Source organism: Pseudoalteromonas sp. AOP7-A1-14 (genome assembly GCF_052376275.1).
Taxonomy (GTDB): domain Bacteria; phylum Pseudomonadota; class Gammaproteobacteria; order Enterobacterales; family Alteromonadaceae; genus Pseudoalteromonas.
Window position 1 is genome coordinate 1 of sequence record NZ_JBQSVO010000085.1, and the last position, 17,449, is coordinate 17,449.

At 39.1% G+C, this 17,449-nt stretch carries 17 protein-coding genes and 2 pseudogenes; 10 read left to right on the forward strand and 9 right to left on the reverse strand.

The window, feature by feature from the left end:
• Positions 1 to 146: 146 nt before the first annotated feature.
• Together ACT3RM_RS12850 and ACT3RM_RS12855 are read right to left on the reverse strand one after the other, a co-directional pair.
• The gene (locus tag ACT3RM_RS12850; protein WP_441836240.1) at positions 147 to 278 is read right to left on the reverse strand and encodes a putative glycoside hydrolase; all 132 of its coding nucleotides are present in this window, start codon (positions 276 to 278) and stop codon (positions 147 to 149) included.
• A complete protein-coding gene (locus ACT3RM_RS12855; RefSeq protein ID WP_441836242.1) occupies positions 226 to 444 on the reverse strand; it encodes a hypothetical protein in 219 nt (72 codons plus the stop codon). The genes ACT3RM_RS12850 and ACT3RM_RS12855 overlap by 53 nt, the downstream gene beginning before the upstream one ends.
• A gap of 310 nt (positions 445 to 754) precedes the next feature.
• On the opposite strand from ACT3RM_RS12855, the gene ACT3RM_RS12860 reads away from it, so the two are divergent.
• The 3 genes from ACT3RM_RS12860 to ACT3RM_RS12870 all read left to right on the forward strand — a co-directional run bounded on the left by ACT3RM_RS12860 (position 755) and on the right by ACT3RM_RS12870 (position 4,720).
• Positions 755 to 2,083, forward strand: a complete 1,329-nt coding sequence (locus ACT3RM_RS12860; RefSeq protein ID WP_441992941.1) for a GH1 family beta-glucosidase — start codon at positions 755 to 757, stop codon at positions 2,081 to 2,083.
• Between the two features lie 69 nt (positions 2,084 to 2,152).
• Positions 2,153 to 3,679: an MFS transporter gene (locus tag ACT3RM_RS12865; protein WP_441834899.1), complete on the forward strand. Its 1,527-nt coding sequence runs from the start codon at positions 2,153 to 2,155 to the stop codon at positions 3,677 to 3,679.
• Between the two features lie 39 nt (positions 3,680 to 3,718).
• Entirely contained in the window at positions 3,719 to 4,720 is a 1,002-nt protein-coding gene (locus ACT3RM_RS12870; RefSeq protein WP_441834900.1) for a LacI family DNA-binding transcriptional regulator, read from the forward strand.
• A gap of 164 nt (positions 4,721 to 4,884) precedes the next feature.
• Here ACT3RM_RS12870 and ACT3RM_RS12875 read toward each other — a convergent pair whose 3' ends face one another.
• A complete protein-coding gene (locus ACT3RM_RS12875; protein ID WP_441834901.1) occupies positions 4,885 to 7,113 on the reverse strand; it encodes a TonB-dependent receptor domain-containing protein in 2,229 nt (742 codons plus the stop codon).
• A gap of 169 nt (positions 7,114 to 7,282) precedes the next feature.
• Here ACT3RM_RS12875 and ACT3RM_RS12880 point away from each other — a divergent pair, with 169 nt between their 5' ends.
• The 4 genes and pseudogenes from ACT3RM_RS12880 to ACT3RM_RS12895 form a co-directional block, all read left to right on the forward strand.
• Positions 7,283 to 7,744, forward strand: coding sequence for a DUF4920 domain-containing protein (locus tag ACT3RM_RS12880; RefSeq protein ID WP_441834902.1), 462 nt, complete (start codon positions 7,283 to 7,285; stop codon positions 7,742 to 7,744).
• Positions 7,737 to 8,309: a PepSY-associated TM helix domain-containing protein gene (locus tag ACT3RM_RS12885; RefSeq protein ID WP_441834903.1), complete on the forward strand. Its 573-nt coding sequence runs from the start codon at positions 7,737 to 7,739 to the stop codon at positions 8,307 to 8,309. The genes ACT3RM_RS12880 and ACT3RM_RS12885 overlap by 8 nt, the downstream gene beginning before the upstream one ends.
• A gap of 248 nt (positions 8,310 to 8,557) precedes the next feature.
• Positions 8,558 to 8,903: pseudogene (locus ACT3RM_RS12890) on the forward strand (IS3 family transposase); the annotation flags it as partial.
• A 41-nt stretch (positions 8,904 to 8,944) separates the two neighbouring features.
• Positions 8,945 to 9,058, forward strand: a pseudogene (locus ACT3RM_RS12895) (IS3 family transposase); the annotation flags it as partial.
• 168 nt (positions 9,059 to 9,226) lie between these two features.
• Here the strand turns inward: ACT3RM_RS12895 and ACT3RM_RS12900 are convergent.
• A complete protein-coding gene (locus tag ACT3RM_RS12900) occupies positions 9,227 to 9,634 on the reverse strand; it encodes a hypothetical protein (RefSeq protein WP_441834904.1) in 408 nt (135 codons plus the stop codon).
• 376 nt (positions 9,635 to 10,010) lie between these two features.
• On the opposite strand from ACT3RM_RS12900, the gene sbcB reads away from it, so the two are divergent.
• Positions 10,011 to 11,456, forward strand: a complete 1,446-nt coding sequence (sbcB, locus tag ACT3RM_RS12905) for an exodeoxyribonuclease I (protein ID WP_441834905.1) — start codon at positions 10,011 to 10,013, stop codon at positions 11,454 to 11,456.
• Between the two features lie 75 nt (positions 11,457 to 11,531).
• Here sbcB and ACT3RM_RS12910 read toward each other — a convergent pair whose 3' ends face one another.
• Positions 11,532 to 12,413 (reverse strand): NAD(P)-dependent oxidoreductase, encoded by an 882-nt coding sequence (locus ACT3RM_RS12910; protein WP_441834906.1) that lies wholly within the window; start codon positions 12,411 to 12,413, stop codon positions 11,532 to 11,534.
• A 122-nt stretch (positions 12,414 to 12,535) separates the two neighbouring features.
• On the opposite strand from ACT3RM_RS12910, the gene ACT3RM_RS12915 reads away from it, so the two are divergent.
• Together ACT3RM_RS12915 and ACT3RM_RS12920 are read left to right on the forward strand one after the other, a co-directional pair.
• Positions 12,536 to 13,057, forward strand: coding sequence for a glutathione peroxidase (locus tag ACT3RM_RS12915; protein ID WP_441834907.1), 522 nt, complete (start codon positions 12,536 to 12,538; stop codon positions 13,055 to 13,057).
• Positions 13,014 to 14,003: a 2-hydroxyacid dehydrogenase gene (locus ACT3RM_RS12920; protein WP_441834908.1), complete on the forward strand. Its 990-nt coding sequence runs from the start codon at positions 13,014 to 13,016 to the stop codon at positions 14,001 to 14,003. The genes ACT3RM_RS12915 and ACT3RM_RS12920 overlap by 44 nt, the downstream gene beginning before the upstream one ends.
• 370 nt (positions 14,004 to 14,373) lie before the next feature.
• Here ACT3RM_RS12920 and ACT3RM_RS12925 read toward each other — a convergent pair whose 3' ends face one another.
• The 4 genes from ACT3RM_RS12925 to ACT3RM_RS12940 form a co-directional block, all read right to left on the reverse strand.
• Positions 14,374 to 15,348: a transposase gene (locus tag ACT3RM_RS12925; RefSeq protein WP_441834909.1), complete on the reverse strand. Its 975-nt coding sequence runs from the start codon at positions 15,346 to 15,348 to the stop codon at positions 14,374 to 14,376.
• 187 nt (positions 15,349 to 15,535) lie between these two features.
• The gene (locus tag ACT3RM_RS12930) at positions 15,536 to 15,916 is read right to left on the reverse strand and encodes a SpoIIAA family protein (RefSeq protein ID WP_024032784.1); all 381 of its coding nucleotides are present in this window, start codon (positions 15,914 to 15,916) and stop codon (positions 15,536 to 15,538) included.
• Positions 15,917 to 16,122: 206 nt separating this feature from the next.
• The gene (locus tag ACT3RM_RS12935) at positions 16,123 to 16,815 is read right to left on the reverse strand and encodes a cupin domain-containing protein (protein WP_441834910.1); all 693 of its coding nucleotides are present in this window, start codon (positions 16,813 to 16,815) and stop codon (positions 16,123 to 16,125) included.
• A gap of 25 nt (positions 16,816 to 16,840) precedes the next feature.
• Positions 16,841 to 17,449: glutathione S-transferase family protein (locus ACT3RM_RS12940; RefSeq protein WP_444511387.1), on the reverse strand; the 609-nt coding region annotated here is incomplete at its 5' end.

Here is a 17,449-nt window from a genome sequence, read left to right on the forward strand (position 1 = left end):
AACTACACACATCACTGTGTTTACTTAACTACTGAACAAATCAATCATCTGGACAGATAATCGTTGATTGTTTCTTCCCCTCTGAAACAAAATTGATATTCGTCACTAACACAGAAATTTTAGCAGCGTTTTATATAAAAAATAGGCTAACAACTCTGGCAAAGCAAGTCTATGTTTAGAGCTTGCCATGTATTAAACGCAACTCTTTTAAGTTCAGCGCTAATATCAACACGCCCACCACAATCTTGCATACAAGTCGTTGCAACATATTGCAACATTAAGTACTGAGCTTGGCATGCCATTTACTTTATAATCAAAACTTAGGGCCGAGTTTGCTTCAATGTAAGCCACTTTATCTTCACTTCGATACTCAATACCTGCAAACTCCACACGATTACTGGCTACTTGTAACTGTTGATCGCTTAACTTTAAAACCGTCACCATGGGTTAGTCAGTACACCATTAAATTTACGCAGCTCTTCAACGGTTATATCGCGGATTTCTGGCTGAATCATTTGCGCCACGTTTTTATTTTTGATATTCAAAGCAAGTATTTATTCTAATCTTAATTTAACTATTGACCTGCTAAGAAATAGCCACTAACCTGAATATGGAAGCGCTTCCTTAAAAGCATTAAATACCATAGCTGAGCATTAATAAAATCAAACATGGAAGCGCTTCCAAAAGCATGCACTTTTAAAGCTAGAATTAATACCAAATTTACTGACAATAAAAAAGCAGAGGCTTTCTATTAATGAAAAAATTATCATTACCCGCTAACTCGCCACTTCTTAGCAAAGACTTCACTTTTGGTGTTGCCACAGCATCTTTTCAAATTGAAGGTGGCGCAAATGATCGCCTACCCTGTATATGGGACACCTTTTGCTCAACGCCTGGCAAAATAGCCGATAACTCAGATGGATTAGTTGCCTGCGACCATTACACACGGTGGCCACAAGATATTGAATTAATAGACTCCTTAGGTGTTGATGCGTACCGCTTATCGATTTCTTGGCCTCGAGTAATGAAGCAAGATGGTACTTTAAATCCGATAGGTGTTAAGTTTTATACCGATATTTTAGATGAGTTAAAACGTCGAAACATCAAAGCCTTTGTCACGCTTTATCACTGGGATTTACCACAATACTTAGAAGATGAAGGTGGCTGGCTTAATCGAAACACAGCCTATGAATATGCAAAGTATGCGGACTTAATTAGCCAAGCATTTGGTGAGCGAGTTCACTCTTACGCAACATTAAACGAACCATTTTGCAGCGCTTATTTAGGTTACGAAATTGGTGTGCATGCCCCTGGTATTGTTGGTCGTGAATTTGGTCGAAAAGCGGCTCATCACTTATTACTAGGCCATGGCCTCGCGATGCAAGCACTCGCTAAAAATAGCCCAGATACATTAAACGGTATTGTACTTAACTTTACACCTTGCTACCCAGTAACCCAAAGTGAAGCAGACTTAAAAGCCACAGCTTTTGCTGATGATTATATTAACCAGTGGTATATGCGCCCAGTAATGGAAGGTAAATACCCTGATATAATCGACCAGTTACCACCTGAGCAACGCCCTGATATTCACCCTGGGGATATGGAAATTATTGCTCAACCTTTAGATTACTTAGGCGTTAATTTTTATACGCGCTTGCATTATCAAGCAAGCGATGATGACTTTTACGATGAACGTCCTCACCAAGGTCCATTAACAGATATTGGCTGGGAAATTTACCCACAAGCCTTAACTGATTTATTAGTATCGTTAAATAAAAAATATACTTTACCACCTGTTTATATCACTGAAAATGGTGCGGCCATAGCCGATACGATTAATAACGGCGAAGTAAACGATTTAGACCGTATTAGCTATTATCAACAACATTTAAACGCAGTTCACAATGCCACCGAGCAAGGTGTAATCGTACATGGTTATTTTGCTTGGAGCTTAATGGATAATTTTGAATGGGCTGAAGGCTATTTAAAACGTTTTGGCATTGTATATGTTGATTATCAAACTCAACAACGTACAGTTAAAGCCAGTGGCCATGCGTATAGCAATTTAATTACTAATCGGTAATTATTAAACGATAATTACTAGTCGACAACCTCGACTAGTAAACTTTAAAACAACAATAAGAAACACACAGTGAATAAAATTCCTTTATACGAAAAAATAGGCTATGCCATGGGCGATGCCGGTGCCAACCTAGTTTGGCGCGGCGCACTTGCCTACTTAGCTGTATTTTATACCGATACTTTTGGTATCTCAGCAGCGGCCGCTGCCATGTTATTTCTAGTAGTGAGATTATCTGACGGTGTAACCGATATAATAATGGGTATGATTGCAGATAGAACCAACACCCGCTTTGGTAAGTTTAGACCTTGGATACTTTGGTCTGCGCCATTTTTAGGGTTGTTCATGGTGCTGTGTTTTACCACTCCTAACTTTAGTGAAACCAATAAGTTAATATACGCCTATGTCACTTATATTGGTTTAACCTTAGCATACACCGTAAGTAATGTGCCCTACTCTGCCTTAATGGGCGTAATGACCCCTGATGACACTGAACGGACTAAACTCTCTAGCTTTCGTTTTGCCGGCGCATTTGCAGGTGGCCTCCTAGTAATGGGGTTTTTACCTGAGTTAGTTGCCTACTTTGGCGGTGGTGACAATGCTAAAGGCTATCAATTAACTATGTATTTATTTGCCGCATTACTGATTGCGCTTATGGCCATTACTTTTATAACAACCAAAGAACGTGTAGCACCACAAGTAACCAATGAAGGCTGCCTAAAATCGGAGCTAAAAGACTTAACTAAAAACTTACCTTTCATTATTTTACCCCTGCTTGCTACCACTCTATTTTTTTACTATCGCGATATATACAGTGGATTGTTCTTTGCGCTAATTATGGTAGCCATGACCTTTGTTATAAAAAAATTACTCAATAAAGATCACCAAAAGCTAACTGGTTCGCAGCGTGATATGGTTGACTTGCTAACCAATAAGCCTTGGTTAATTTTACTCGGCATTGGCTTTTTAACCATGATGTTTAATGGCATAAAATATGGCGTAATTGCTTATTACTTTAAATATCATGTTGCTAACGAACTCATGGCCGGACAATATTTTGTCGCGTTATTAATTGTGTCAATTTTTGGCGCACTGGCCACAGGCAAGCTTGCAGAAATTATGGGGAAACGTAATTTATTTATTGTATCCCTAGTATTGAGCGGTTTACTAACAACTGCCTTTTACTGGGTACCGAGCGATAATATTATTGCTGTATTTACCTTTGGCTGCGCCGCGGAATTTTTTGCAGCCATGATGCCAACATTATTTTTTAGTATGCTAGGTGATTCTGCAGATTACTCTGAATGGAAAAATAAACGCCGCGCTACGGGCTTAATTTACTCAGCTGGCACTTTTGTACAAAAAACAGGTGGCGGATTTGCTGGGGCATTAGTGTTGGTTGTATTAGCAGGCTATGGCTATAACGGTATGGATGAAACGACTATATCGCAATCATTACCTGGTATGCAGCTATTAATGAGTTGGATCCCGGCTGCATTTGCATTTTTAGGTGCAGCTTTAATGCTAATTTACCCACTTACGCCAAAAATGTTGCACAAAATTACAGAAGACTTGGCAATTAGACGCAGTAATGTGTAAATTACAATAGTTAAAACAATAAGCTAGTGCAGGAAATTAATGGCGACTATATATCAAGTATCAGAACTTGCAGGCGTTTCTTTATCAACCGTTTCACGGGTAATGAACGACAACGACTACGTAAGTAAAAAGACCAAAAAAAAGGTACTTGATGCAATGGCAGAGCTTGGCTATCAACCAAGCTCTATTGCCCGCTCTTTAGCATCTAACTGTACTAACAGTGTCGGGATTTTAGTGTCTGAGCTTGACGGGCCATTTTTTGGCCAAATGATGTCAGCTATTGAAGAACAACTTCGTGCAGCGGGAAAGCATGTAATAATTACGCCCGGCCACAGTGATGAAAACAAAGAAAGAAACGGTTTTGAGTTTTTAATTAGCCGCAATTGCGATGCAATTATCGCCCACGTTGAAGCTGTATCAAACGACTATTTAATAGAGCTTAGTAAAGGTAAAGTGCCTATTTACTTAATGAGCCGTTATGTAGAAGAAATTAAAGATAACTGCATAAGCTTAGATAATATTATGGGCGGTTACTTAGCAACTAAGCATATGATCAACAAAGGTCATAAAAATATTGCCTACATAGCAGGCCCGCAATTTAAAGTCGATGCTTCAGACCGACTCACTGGGCATAAAAAAGCCTTAGCTGAGTTTAATATTCCATTTAACGAGCAACTATTTTTTATAGGTGATTTTAAAGAAACAGGAGGCCAAGATGGGCTAAAGCACTTTATGAATGCTAAAACAAAGTTTTCAGCGCTAGTATGTGCAAATGACGAAATGGCATCAGGCGCTATGAAATGTGCTCGTGAACATGGTTATAATATTCCCAAAGATCTCGCCGTAATGGGCTACGATAACGTTATATTTGCCAACTATTTATATCCTACACTAACAACTATCGATAACCCGGTGCCAGAGATGGGTAAAATGGCTGCTAATCTAGTTTTAAAAGACATTTATAAACACGCTAGTATTACAATCAACCGCATTTTCCAGCCAACACTCATCGCTAGGGACTCAACTCCTGATATTAATTAACTAGCTTTTACCATATACAAACAATTATTGACCTCCATAACTTCTGGATAATCTGCGAATTTAAACCCTAACTTTTTATAAGCTTGGATTGCCTGTTGGTTGTCAGCCATGACAAAAATAACAGACTCATATTTTATGAACCTGTTATGTCAATACTATAAAAATTAAAACTGATAACTTAACGAGACTTTATAATTGCGGCCAAGCTCCGCTGGATCGCTTGCTTCTGTTGCTGGCGCTCTTAGGTAGCGCTTATCTGTTAGATTATCGACACCCAACCTCACTATGAAACCGTCTAAACTGCCAGTGGCTTGGTATTTAGCATTCAAGTTATAAACAGTGTATGTACTTGTGCCGTAACCGTATTCTAAGTACGTATCGCTTAAACGTCTTTGCTCGCGGTAATGCAACATTTGCAGGCCTAGGTTAAATTGCTCTGTGAACTGGTAGTTAGTATTCCAAGTTATTTTATCCGCAGGTGCTTCCGCATAAGGTTGTTGCGTGTAATCAATGGTTCCTAAGAAAAAGTTAGGCATACCTTCAACATCCATGTTAATCGTTGAATATCCTAAATACATATCCAGTGATTGGAAAGTATACTGCGCTTCTATTTCAATACCATGACTTAATAACTTACCAATATTCTTAGCACTATAATCGCGGTGAGTGGCAACTGGTATACCATTGGCAGGTTTTGGCCCTGGTGAACCAAGTTGTTTCTCGCCGTCAGCATCGAGATAATACATAAATGGTACGTTATCAATGTAATTATTGATTTCGTTATTAAAGTAAATCGCTTTGAGGCTCAAGCTATCTGCATAAGGCAGGTTTTGCCAACTTAAACCAAAGCCCATTTCAAGGTTATCTGAGTCTTCTGCTTTAAGATCTGGCTGTGGTTCGCTATAGCAAATTTTGCCGCCGATATGACAGCGCCATTCATCTTGCTTATAAAGTTCTTGCAGCGACGGTGCCCGAAATGCTTCAGCACTTTTTATATATAAATTAAAATAGTCAGTTACTTTAAACGTAAGACCAAGCTCGCTTGATAACTCGTTATCACTATTGCTATCAAACTGATCAAAGTACTCACTTTCCCGATCATACGCATCAAATCTAAGCCCGGCGGTGATGAGTAAACGCTCATCAAAGAACTTACTTTGATCAATCAAGGATAATGACCAGTTTTGTGCATCGCTATTGCCGTAGTATGTTGATTGTTGCTGATCTTGCCACTGAGTTTGATTAAAACTCTCAGCATCATATTGAAGTTCTACAGCAAGTTTATGTTTGATAGCACCTTCAAAGGCCGATAAGTTTGCGAACCGGACACCCTTGCGCGAACTTTCTCCTTCACTATTACTGTCATAAATAATTTTATTAGTACCTTGCTCAATGTAGCCTTTGCTGATCTTATCGTACGTTTTTTTAGAATAAAAAGCTTGTACATCTAAATCAACGTAATCGCTTTCTCCCTGATAGGTGTATTTAAGCATGCCTTCGAGATAGTCATTTTTGTAATCTTCAGCCAGTGTGGGATATGCAATTGCTAAATCAAGTCGCTGACCATAAGGTTGATCAACCGATTCAGTTTTACTGTAATCTAGCTTAGTTTTAAGACTATGATGCGGGTTAAAATACCAGGTATTTTTTAGGGTCGCATTTTGTCGTTTTGATTTATTCTGTATTTTGCTAACTTGCTGAATTTTTTCGTCTTCAGTCGTGCCTTCCTTAGCAACAACATCAATATCATCATATTCAACTTGCCCGAGTGAAAACACAGTATCGCTCACATCATTTAAATAGAATAAATCAGCATTAAAGTCATTCGAGTCTGAAACAGATTGATGTGTCACTGAGAATCGAGTGCCAAAACCTTGTTCATCTCCTAAATAATCACTCGCATCCTTGGTCACTAAGCGAATACTCCCACCAATAGCGCCAGAGCCTACCGTTAATGAATCAGCTCCTCGCAATACTTGAATTTGCTTTAATTGATCTGGGTTTACGCCTAATGAATTAATTTGCGCTATGTTTTGACTGCCATCTGAATCAATTTTACGCTTTACATCATCTACTGATATATAAATACGTTCGCCATATAAGCCTCGAATAGAGGGTTGTCCTGATAACGGTGTTACACCACCAAATAACTCAACCCCAGGTAGAGTTTTAAGTATCTGGTTAAGGTCAGCTGCTTGCTGTCTTTCTATTTGTTCTTTTGATAATACCGATACTGAACCTGCTACATCTTGATTTAACGCTGATAATTTGTGACCTAAAACCTCAATTTTTTCTATTGTTTGGTCTTCTTTGTTTAACTCAATGGTGCTTGCGAAGGTAGAAAAATTAGAAAGTGCTGCACCAACACATAGAAAAGCATACGTAAATTTCATATCATCAATCCTTAATAAAAATCATTACCATTTAGGTTTGAGTGGTGATTTTAGGTTTTAATATTTGGAATTGCAATAACTAAATACTTACGCTTATACTAAAAACAGATTATTTGCCTGTAACTTATTTTTAATTTAATTGATCTTACTTAATATAAAGGAATATGAGATGAATTCTTACAAACTCTTAATTTTAGTTCTTGCAACAATAGGATTATCTTCAGCCAAGGCAGAGCAATTTGGCGAACCTGTTAATAACGTTAATCTACTAAAAATTTCTACTTTAATGGCAACACCTGATAATTACCTTGACCAAAAAATAACGATTGAAGGCACTGTGGTAGGTGTATGTGAAAAGCGTGGTTGCTGGATGACGATAGCCTCAGATAAACGCTTTGAAAACCTGCAGATAAAAGTGAACGATGGCGATATGGTATTCCCGATGACAGCCAAAGGCAGTGAAGCAATAGCGACTGGAAAACTCAATAAAATCCAGCTTAACTTGACCCGCACTAAAGCTTTGTTAGCACACAGGGCGCAACAAGCTGGTAACGAATTTGATGAAAACACAGTGACTGAGCCAATGGCAATCTATCAACTTATACCTACAGGTGTAGAGATTTTTGAGTAACACAAAAAGAAAAATTTACTGGCATAAACTAAACCGAAGCTTGCATCGTGATGTGGGTTACTTTTGTGTTGGCTTAGTGATTATATTTGCGGTATCTGGCATTGCTGTGAATCACAAGAATGATTGGAACCCTAATTACCATGTTGAACAAAAAGTAATTCCTGTACCAACTCAAAACTGGACACTTAACAACGATGAACAGCTTATAAGTCAAGTGCTTACAACAAGCCAATTGGATGAAAAAGTTAAAGCATCATATTGGGCATCACCAACACAATTTAAAGTGTTTTTTAATAATGGGAGTAACCTGTCATTTAATCTAAAAGAGCAGCAAATAATTTATGAGCATATTGCTCCACGACATGTGTTTCAGGCATTTAATCGCTTGCACCTAAACGAAACAAAAACGTCTTGGGTGATTTTTTCAGATACCTTTGCTGCATTACTTATTTTTTTGGCGCTGAGTGGGTTGTTTATGATTAAAGGGAAACACAGTCCTTGGGGTATAAAGTCACTATTGGTAATCATTGGTATTACTCTACCCGCACTCTACATATACATATAATACTTAATACAGAATTTAATATCTGAAAATGGTTAAGAGTGCTTTACATCACAACAAAAAAGTAAGAGTGATTGTCATTATAAATTAATTAGATTCAAATAATGCTTTTGTTTAGGGGCTGTTGATCTTTGTAGTACATATATTAATCAGCCCATGTTGGTAGCCAAATTACAGTAAATGCTAAAGCGAGCACTGAGTGATAATTTCGCTCACACTTTGAAGATAAGCAATCAGGAGCGATTTTAGCTGATGATGAGCGTAGTGAGTTAATGAAACTTCGTAAAGAAAATAAAAACTTCGTATGGAAAAAGAAATATTAAAAAAGGCCAGTGCCTTCTTCGCAAGAGAAATGAAGTAAAGTTTAACTTTATTAAACAGAACGAAGGCATTTTTCCTGTAAAAAAGCAGTGCGAAGTCATGAATGTTAGTCGAAGTGGTTATTATGCTTGGCGCAATCGTCCAGCGAAAGTTATCAGTGAGTCTGAGCTAATGTTATATCGACGCACGAAAGCTTTATTTAAAGAAAGTCGTCAAAGTTTAGGATCTCGCCAGCTAATGAAAAAGCTGAGTAAAGAAGGCTTTGAAGTTGGTCGTGACAAAGTAACTTGATTGATGGGTAAGCTCAATTTAAAGGTGATGTAGAAGCTTATATCAGATATTACAATCAGATCAGGCTGCATACATCAAATGGTGACTGCTCTCCAATTGAGTTCGAACAGTCCACAATAAATGTGTCTTATGCGGCTTAACCAGGACACAACAAAGCTGACCATCGCAATAGACAACTGATTCATTTCCTTCATTTTCACCTAATCCAAACATCAATATACCAACTTTAAAGTACTAAAACGCAAACAGCCCACGTTAAGTGACTTAACGTGGGCTGTTTTTAAACTAGTGCTACTTTATAAAAACACTTATAAAGAAAGGTTTTCCTTGGCGCGTGTAAGGTTATGCGATACAAATGTATTGTCTGAAATCTGTGATGCTTCATATAAATCAGCAATGCCACCAGCGTCATTTTTAGCCATCAAGCGAGATACGCCTCGGTTGCTCAGTGCAAATGATGTAAGCTCACGGACGTTTAGTTTACGCCATTTACTTGTCTTTAATAATCCAATCGCTTGGCTGCAAATCTCTTCTGCTTGCGCATAATTTTTTGATTTAACATTCAATGCGCAACTTTTGAATGACTGCTCCAGAGGCTGTGGCGCTGTCGCTGTTTCTATAACCATTAACTTGTAATCACTTTGATCAGCCATAACAGCCGCTGAGCAAGTTAAAAGAGAGCTAAGTGCAATGGTTTTGATAAGTGTACTAGTCATGATTAAATTCCTATTTGGTTAGTCGTATTTGTTGCCGACAACTAAACTTTAGAGAATTAACCCAACTTCGACAAACGATAAAAACAAACCTGATAGATGAATAAAATTAACCTATAGACTTTAGTCTAATAACTATTTCTACTCGCGACTCTTTAGCAAGTTAACTCATAGGCCGAGTTAACTTGAAAACTGACGACCCTAGATTACCGTCATTAAGCTAAATCCTGAGTAAGGTTTTTAAATACGAATGAGCCCTCATAATTTGCAAATTCACACCTATAAACTCCTCCACCTGTGTGCCATAATCTTAATAATTCATAAATTTAGTAACTTGGCGGTATATAGGCCGCTTCAAGCTAACTTAAAGGTTTTTTAAATGGCTTATCAAGAGCAAAATCAAGCAACTATCTACTGGCACGATTACGAAACCTGGGGAGCGAGCCCGCAAAAAGATAAGCCGAGCCAGTTTGCGGGTATTCGTACCGATCTTGATTTAAATATTATTGGTGACCCGCTAATTGAATACTGTAAACCGGTGGCTGATTATTTACCTCATCCAGAGGCCTGTTTGATCACCGGCATTACCCCCCAAGTAGCGATGAAAAAAGGTCTAGTAGAAGCTGAGTTTATTGCCAAAATCCATGCAGAATTTAGTGTACCAAACACCTGTGTAGCAGGTTATAACAGCATCCGTTTTGATGACGAGGTAAGCCGTTATAGCTTTTACCGTAACTTTTATGACCCGTACGAGCGCGAATATAAAAACAATAATAGCCGCTGGGATATTATCGATTTAGTACGTGCTTGTTACGCGCTGCGCCCCGAAGGTATGGAGTGGCCATTAAAAGAAGACGGCAGCCCAAGCTTTAAGCTAGAACATTTAACTGTTGCCAATGGTATTGAGCATGCTGCGGCGCATGATGCGTTGAGCGATGTAACCGCAACCATTGCCCTTGCAAAGCTCATAAAAGAAAAGCAGCCAAAGCTGTATAAGTTCTTTTTTAGCTTACGCGGTAAAAAAGCACTAGCAGAACTAATTGATGTATTTAACATGACACCACTTGTGCATACGTCGTCACGTATTCCAGCAGTACAGGGTTGTACTAGCTGGATTGCGCCAATGAGCTTTCATCCCATAAATAAAAATGCAGTGATATGTTTTAATTTAACTGAAAACCCGCAAGTATTGCTTGATTTAACCGTAGAGGAATTACGAACACGCCTTTACACAAAACACAGTGAATTAGGCGAAGATGAGTTACCAGTGGGTTTAAAACTCGTGCATTTAAATAAGTGCCCTATTTTAGCCCCAGCTAAAACACTACTCCCCGAAAACGCAGCACGCTTGGGTATTGGCCGTGAACAATGCTTAAAAAATCTCGCGATTTTAAAAGCGAACCCTGCACTTCGCGATAAAGTCACTGAAGTATTTAACGACAAACCTGATTACGGCAAAACCACCAATACCGATTACATGCTTTATGACGGCTTTACCAGCAACGCTGATAAAGCTAAGTTTGCCATTATTCGTGATGCCGACCCGGAACAATTAGCAACTCTTAAACTTGATTTTGAAGATAAAAAGTTCGATAGCTTATTGTTTAAATACAGAGCTCGTAATTGGCCGCAACACCTTAGCCAAGACGAATTAGCAACATGGCGTGAGTATTGTCAAAATAAATTGATGCATGGTGAAGATCAGCCTTCGATCAGCGCACAGGACTTTATGATCACGCTTGAAAATCTGGCTCATGAACATGACGATAGCGAAAAGGATTTAACCATTCTTAAAGCATTGTATAACTACGCGCAGAGTATGTAGTTTGCAGAACAGGTGATAAGCAAGAGTTCAAGCCGCAAGTAAAGTTAATTGCGGCTTTTTGCTAAAGAGTAAACACTATTTTTTATGAAGGGCTTCGATACGCGCTAGCAAACTTGATGTATCGTAGCGTCCGCCACCAAGTGCCTGCACGTCAGCGTAGTATTGATCAACCGTAGCGGTGATTGGTAGCGTAGCACCGTTATTCTTCGCTTCATCTAGAGCGATACCTAAGTCTTTACGCATCCAATCAACGGCAAAACCAAAATCGTAATCACCGGCCCACATAGTTTTGTAACGGTTTTCCATTTGCCATGAACCAGCTGCACCTTTAGAGATAGTCTCAATGACTTGTTCACCATCAAGGCCTGCTTGTTTAGCAAAGTGTAAGCCTTCAGCTAATCCCTGTACCACGCCCGCAATACAAATTTGATTCACCATTTTACATAACTGACCAGAGCCGACTTCACCGAGTAGTTGGCTAAAACGGCTAAATGTAGCCATGACAGGTTGTACTTTGGCAAAGGCTGCTTCATCTCCACCAACCATTACCGTAAGCACGCCATTCTCAGCCCCTGCCTGACCACCAGATACTGGCGCGTCAATAAACGCAACCCCTAGCTCAGCGGCTTTTGCTGATACTTCACGCGCAACTTCGGCAGATGTGGTAGTGTGATCAACTAAAATGGTGCCCTCATCCATACCAGCAAGTACACCGTCTCCGCCATACACCACTGAGCGTAAGTCATCATCGTTACCTACACACATAAATACAATTTCAGCGTTTTCAGCAGCACTGGCTGGAGTGGTGGCCACACTGCCATTATACTTCTCTGCCCATTTTTTCGCCTTAGCTGTAGTGCGGTTATATACACAAACTTGATAGCCTGCAGTAGCTAAATGCCCCGCCATTGGGTAGCCCATGACCCCTAACCCGATAAACGCAACTTTGATTGACATAAAAATGACCTATTTCAGTGGTAACTTAAAAAGATATATTGATTATCTCAACCAAATAGACAAAAAGCGAATGAAAAAGTCTTCATTAAATTTCCTCATGGACGACACAAATAAGGTAACTTATGGATAGCATATATCAATTTAACGCCGCACTTTATAACGGCGAAGACTTTGCCTTTAGCCAACTAAAAGGTAAAACAACTTTAATTGTAAATACAGCCAGTAAATGCAATTTTTCAGCGCAGCTCGGCGCTCTTGAAAAGCTATATCAGCAATATAAATCACAAGGCTTTATGGTACTTGCGTTTCCTTGTAATCAATTTGATTATAATGAGCCTGGTAGAAACCTTGATATTAAAGGCTTTTACCAACAGCAGTTTAATGTTAGTTTCCCTGTGTTTAGTAAAGTAATGGTTAATGGCCCTGAGGCTCATCCGTTATTTAATTATTTAAAAGCTCATACCCGAGGAATAGCACAAAATCGTGCCATAAAATGGAATTTTACCAAGTTTCTAATAAACTCTGAGGGACAGTTGTCAGTGCGCTATGCACCGCGTACTAAACCCGAAACCTTAAAACAGGTAATAGAGAGTACAATTAATGACGCAACTAACAGTAGCACTTTTCAGTTCGCAAAAGTATGAACAGGCTCCTTTTAATGCCTGTTTAAATAACCAAAGAAATATTTTACTCAGTCATTTTGAGCAAACACTCAATGAGCAAAGCACCACGCTGTGCAAAGGCTTTGATGCCGTATGTGTGTTTGTAAATGATGTGGTGAACAGTGCCGTTATAAGCCAACTTGCAGATAACGGTATAAAACTTATTTTACTACGCTGTGCAGGCTTTAATAACGTTGATTTAAAAGCTGCAAAAGCACATAACATTACAGTGTGCCGCGTGCCGGCATACAGCCCAGAAGCTGTTGCAGAGCACTGTGTTGCTTTAATGCTTACCTTAAATCGTAAAACTCATAAAGCTTATAACCGCATTCGCGAAGACAACTTTGACTTAAACGGTTTACTGGGGTTTAACCTCTTCAAAAAAACCATTGGTATTATTGGCTGTGGGGAAATAGGCCAAGCACTAGTGAAAATTATTAACGGCTTTGGTGCAAATTTATTGGTATGTGATCCTTATGCAGCTGAGGGTAATTACACACTTTGCGATATTGACACTTTACTTAACAAAAGTGATGTTATTTCACTAAACTGTCCGCTTAACGAACAGACTCACCATTTAATTAATGAGGACGCTTTTAGCAAAATGAAAAAAGGCGTCATGCTGATAAATACCTCGCGCGGCGCATTAGTAGATAGTAAAGCCTGTATTAACGCACTCAAAAGCAAAAAGCTTGGTTATTTAGGCCTTGATGTTTATGAGCAAGAATCAGAGTTGTTTTTTAAAAATCGTAGCGATGAAATAATGCAAGATGACGTATTTTCACGTTTAGTGAGTTTTCCAAATGTACTTGTTACTGGGCATCAAGGTTTTTTTACTCAAGAGGCGCTCAGCGAAATAGCCCAAACCACCATAAATAATGCGCTTGAGTTTGCAAATAACCAACCGCTGAGTAACGAAGTGAAATAAGGAGCTGATTTAAGTGCTAAGTCAAAGTTAAAAATCAACCAAGTTAACTTTTCTTATGCCTGTCAGTTGCATAAGTTGAAGTAACTCATATCTGTTCTAACGCTATTTAGAGTTTAGCTGACACGCTGTTATGAGCGAGAAGCAGACGGTCGATAAACTCGTTTTTGAACAAAATTGAACTAGACAGCCACTTTAATTATACAAACCAAACTATGTCATAAAATTTATTTTTAGGTTAATAATTTCTCTTCTATTGCAGAGTTATTTTCATTTCATCCATTTAATGAGCGATTGTCGCTGTTAAACCTAAATTACACACATAAAAATGACTGCATGATGCAGTTATGATTTATTACTGAATGTTTTAAGGTTATGCCAGTAGCTTTTCGCAGTTGCTGATATTTGCCCGACGCTTTCTGTTTAAATTTTCACAGTAACTTATTTGTGAACTAGGTCTGCCTACTGCGCCATGGAATACGCGTGTAAACTGTGTGGTGAGTTTTAACCAATTTTCTGGGGATATGTTAAGCCTTACGAGTAAAGGAAGGGTCACATTGTCAATATGTCCGCATTTATCCTCTCGCATTATTCGCCCTGTTAGCTCAACAAGTTCAAGGTACGATTTAAGTTCAAACGGCAGTCCTTTTGCCATAACTTGACGTGGGATGCCTGCAAAGCGAAGTAGTTGTTTTGGTTGTCTCCCTTCTTTTGCCTGTGTTATGCGTTGTTTGATGCTGGTATGGTCTGACTCTTCGGGCATTTCTGCCACTTTTGCTCTAATGGGGTTTAAATCAACATAGGCCATACAGGCTGCAAGTGCTGCCTCATCTAATAATGCTTGAGATGTGAATCTGCCTTCCCAGAATCGTCCCGTGCAGTTGTCTTCTTTATTTGCTCTGCGGGCAATGTCTTCATTTAATAACCGCATAAACCAGCTAATATTTGATAAGCGCTCGCGGTATTGTTTTACTGTTTGATTAAAAAAGATAAGTTCAGCTTTGCTTAGCTGTTCACCCTGTATGTATTTTTGCGTAAGTACAGTTCCTTTACAGAGTTTATGCCAGCGAATAACAATCGCTTTATCATTTAGCCTGTTTGCTTTTTTATCATCAACATACAGTACTAAATGGGTATGGTTACTCATTACGGCATAAGCACATACATCAATACAAAACACCTTGGCTAACTCAAGTAGTTTATCTTCAACCCACCCACGTCGATGCTCGTAAGATTGACCTGTAAAACGGTCTTCGCCACATAAAAATGCACGACGAACACAGCGTGAAATACAGTGATAATACTTTGTATCAACTAAACTTACTTGACGCTTTCTTGCAATAGCCATAAGACACCCTGCTTATTTTTTGCACTGATAAAAGCCTAGTACTTAGTTCACTAAACTGCAAAAAATAAAATGGGTGTCACTGTTATTTTGTTAACAATTGAAATAAAGCAAATTCAAATACTTAACAACACTTCTATATATAAAAAGCACTCTAAAAGAGTGCTTTAACTTAAGTTTTTCAATCACGTTATTCATCTAGCCAATCGATGGCGGCGGTGGCGTTTTCGTAGTATTGTACCTCGCCTGAGATAAACCAATTACCTATTTTAGCCATGCGGGCTTGCCATTCTTGATTGCCATAAATAGCAATTTTATTAAATTCTTTTGAGTGTCTTACGCCAAGTTTTAAATCATCCCATGCGGCGCGAAGCTCCCAGCCTTCTAGCTCGCTGGCATCTATGAGTACATTTGCTATAGGGTGTTTAACCTCGCCGAGGGCTGAGTCGATCATGGGGGTAATTACTTTATAGTCTTCATGGGTGAGTGTACCCACTGCTTTTAATTTTAAAAAGAATTCTCTGCCTGCGCGTTCAATACCAATAGATAACCCATGTGTTGTATGTACCATGCTGCTCTCCTTAACTGGGTGCGCTTAAAATATTTACAGCCTGTTGTTTGGATTAATTAAAGCCTAGGGCTTAAATTGTTCTATTTAAGTTAGTAGTAACTACATACAAATGCCAAACATTGACTGAGTTAAGCTATAAAAGTACACCCTATTAAGTTAATTAGTACTGAACTAAATCAACTATTTAATGGTACAAGTAAAAATAGTTAAGCGCCTTGCACACGCGCTATTTGCTTATTTACATCGGTTAAATGGCCTAATTTAAGCCACACTTTTGCACCTTGCTTACCTGCGGTTATATTAAGATCACTATTAATGGGTAGCCTTAGCCAGCTGTGTTTTACTAATATGTCTGATTGCTCACATACATCGCCTTCAAGCACCAGTAACTCAGCCCCACCAATTGCGCTAACTTGCATGTTAGCACCGGCTTCAAAGTGTAATATGCTCACGTCTTCATAGTCATCTTTATAAAGCGGCGTTATGGCAAGCCCTTTAAATGTTGCGTGCTGCACGCTGCCCATGTGCTGTGTTTGTAGGCGTACGTGAGTTCTATCTTCGGGTTGAAACTGCCAAAGCTTTACAAATATTATGCAGCCATTTTGTGAGCCTGGTTTATGCTTTGATTGTGGCGGATTACGAATATAGGAGCCTTGTGGAAAATCGCCATGTTCATCTTGAAATACCCCTTCAAGCACCACAAACTCTTCACCACCGGTATGTATATGAGGGGAGAATTCGCTGCCCGGAGCATAACGTACAATGCTTGTAGCACGGGCTACTTCTACGCCTACTCTATCAAGTGGGCGCCTATCTACACCTGCCATTGGCGAAGGGATCCAATCAAGTTGTTCACTATGAACAACGACACGTTGAGTAAAATCGGCGGCTATTTTCACTTAAAGCTCCTATGTATATGCGTATTTAAGCAGCAACACTTTCTCGTTGTGCTACATTTTCTTGCCACGCTTTTAAATGTGTAAGTTCACTTGGAATCGCAATTTGTGCAAATCCAGCAAACACAAGCCCAGCATACAATGTAATATCAGCAATACTAAACTGCTCACCGCCAACAAATGTCGATTGTGCTAGTACATCGTTGAAATAGCTAAACCCTTGATCTGCCTTTTCGCCTTGCTTTTCACCCCAGGCTACGTTTTGATACGTTTCAAGCTCTGGACCTAAGCCATCTGTCGCATGATGAAAATAAGTAGCCACTGCGTCAAGCACCATAGACTCAGCGCGCTTTTGCATCATGTTAATCACTGCACGCTCTTTTGCGGTTTTCCCCATTAATGATGGCCCTTCAAAAGCAGTATCAATATATTCTGTAATAGCAGTGCTTTCAGATATAAATGTACCATCATCAAGCTCAAGTACAGGTACACCTGCTAGTGGGTTTTTTGCTAAAAAAGCGTCTGTTCTATGCTCGCCATTAAGTAAATCTACCGGAACAAACTCAACATGTTCAGTTGCATTTTTTTCAGCTAATGCTATACGAACACGTAATGGATTAGGGAAGTTTTCTACATC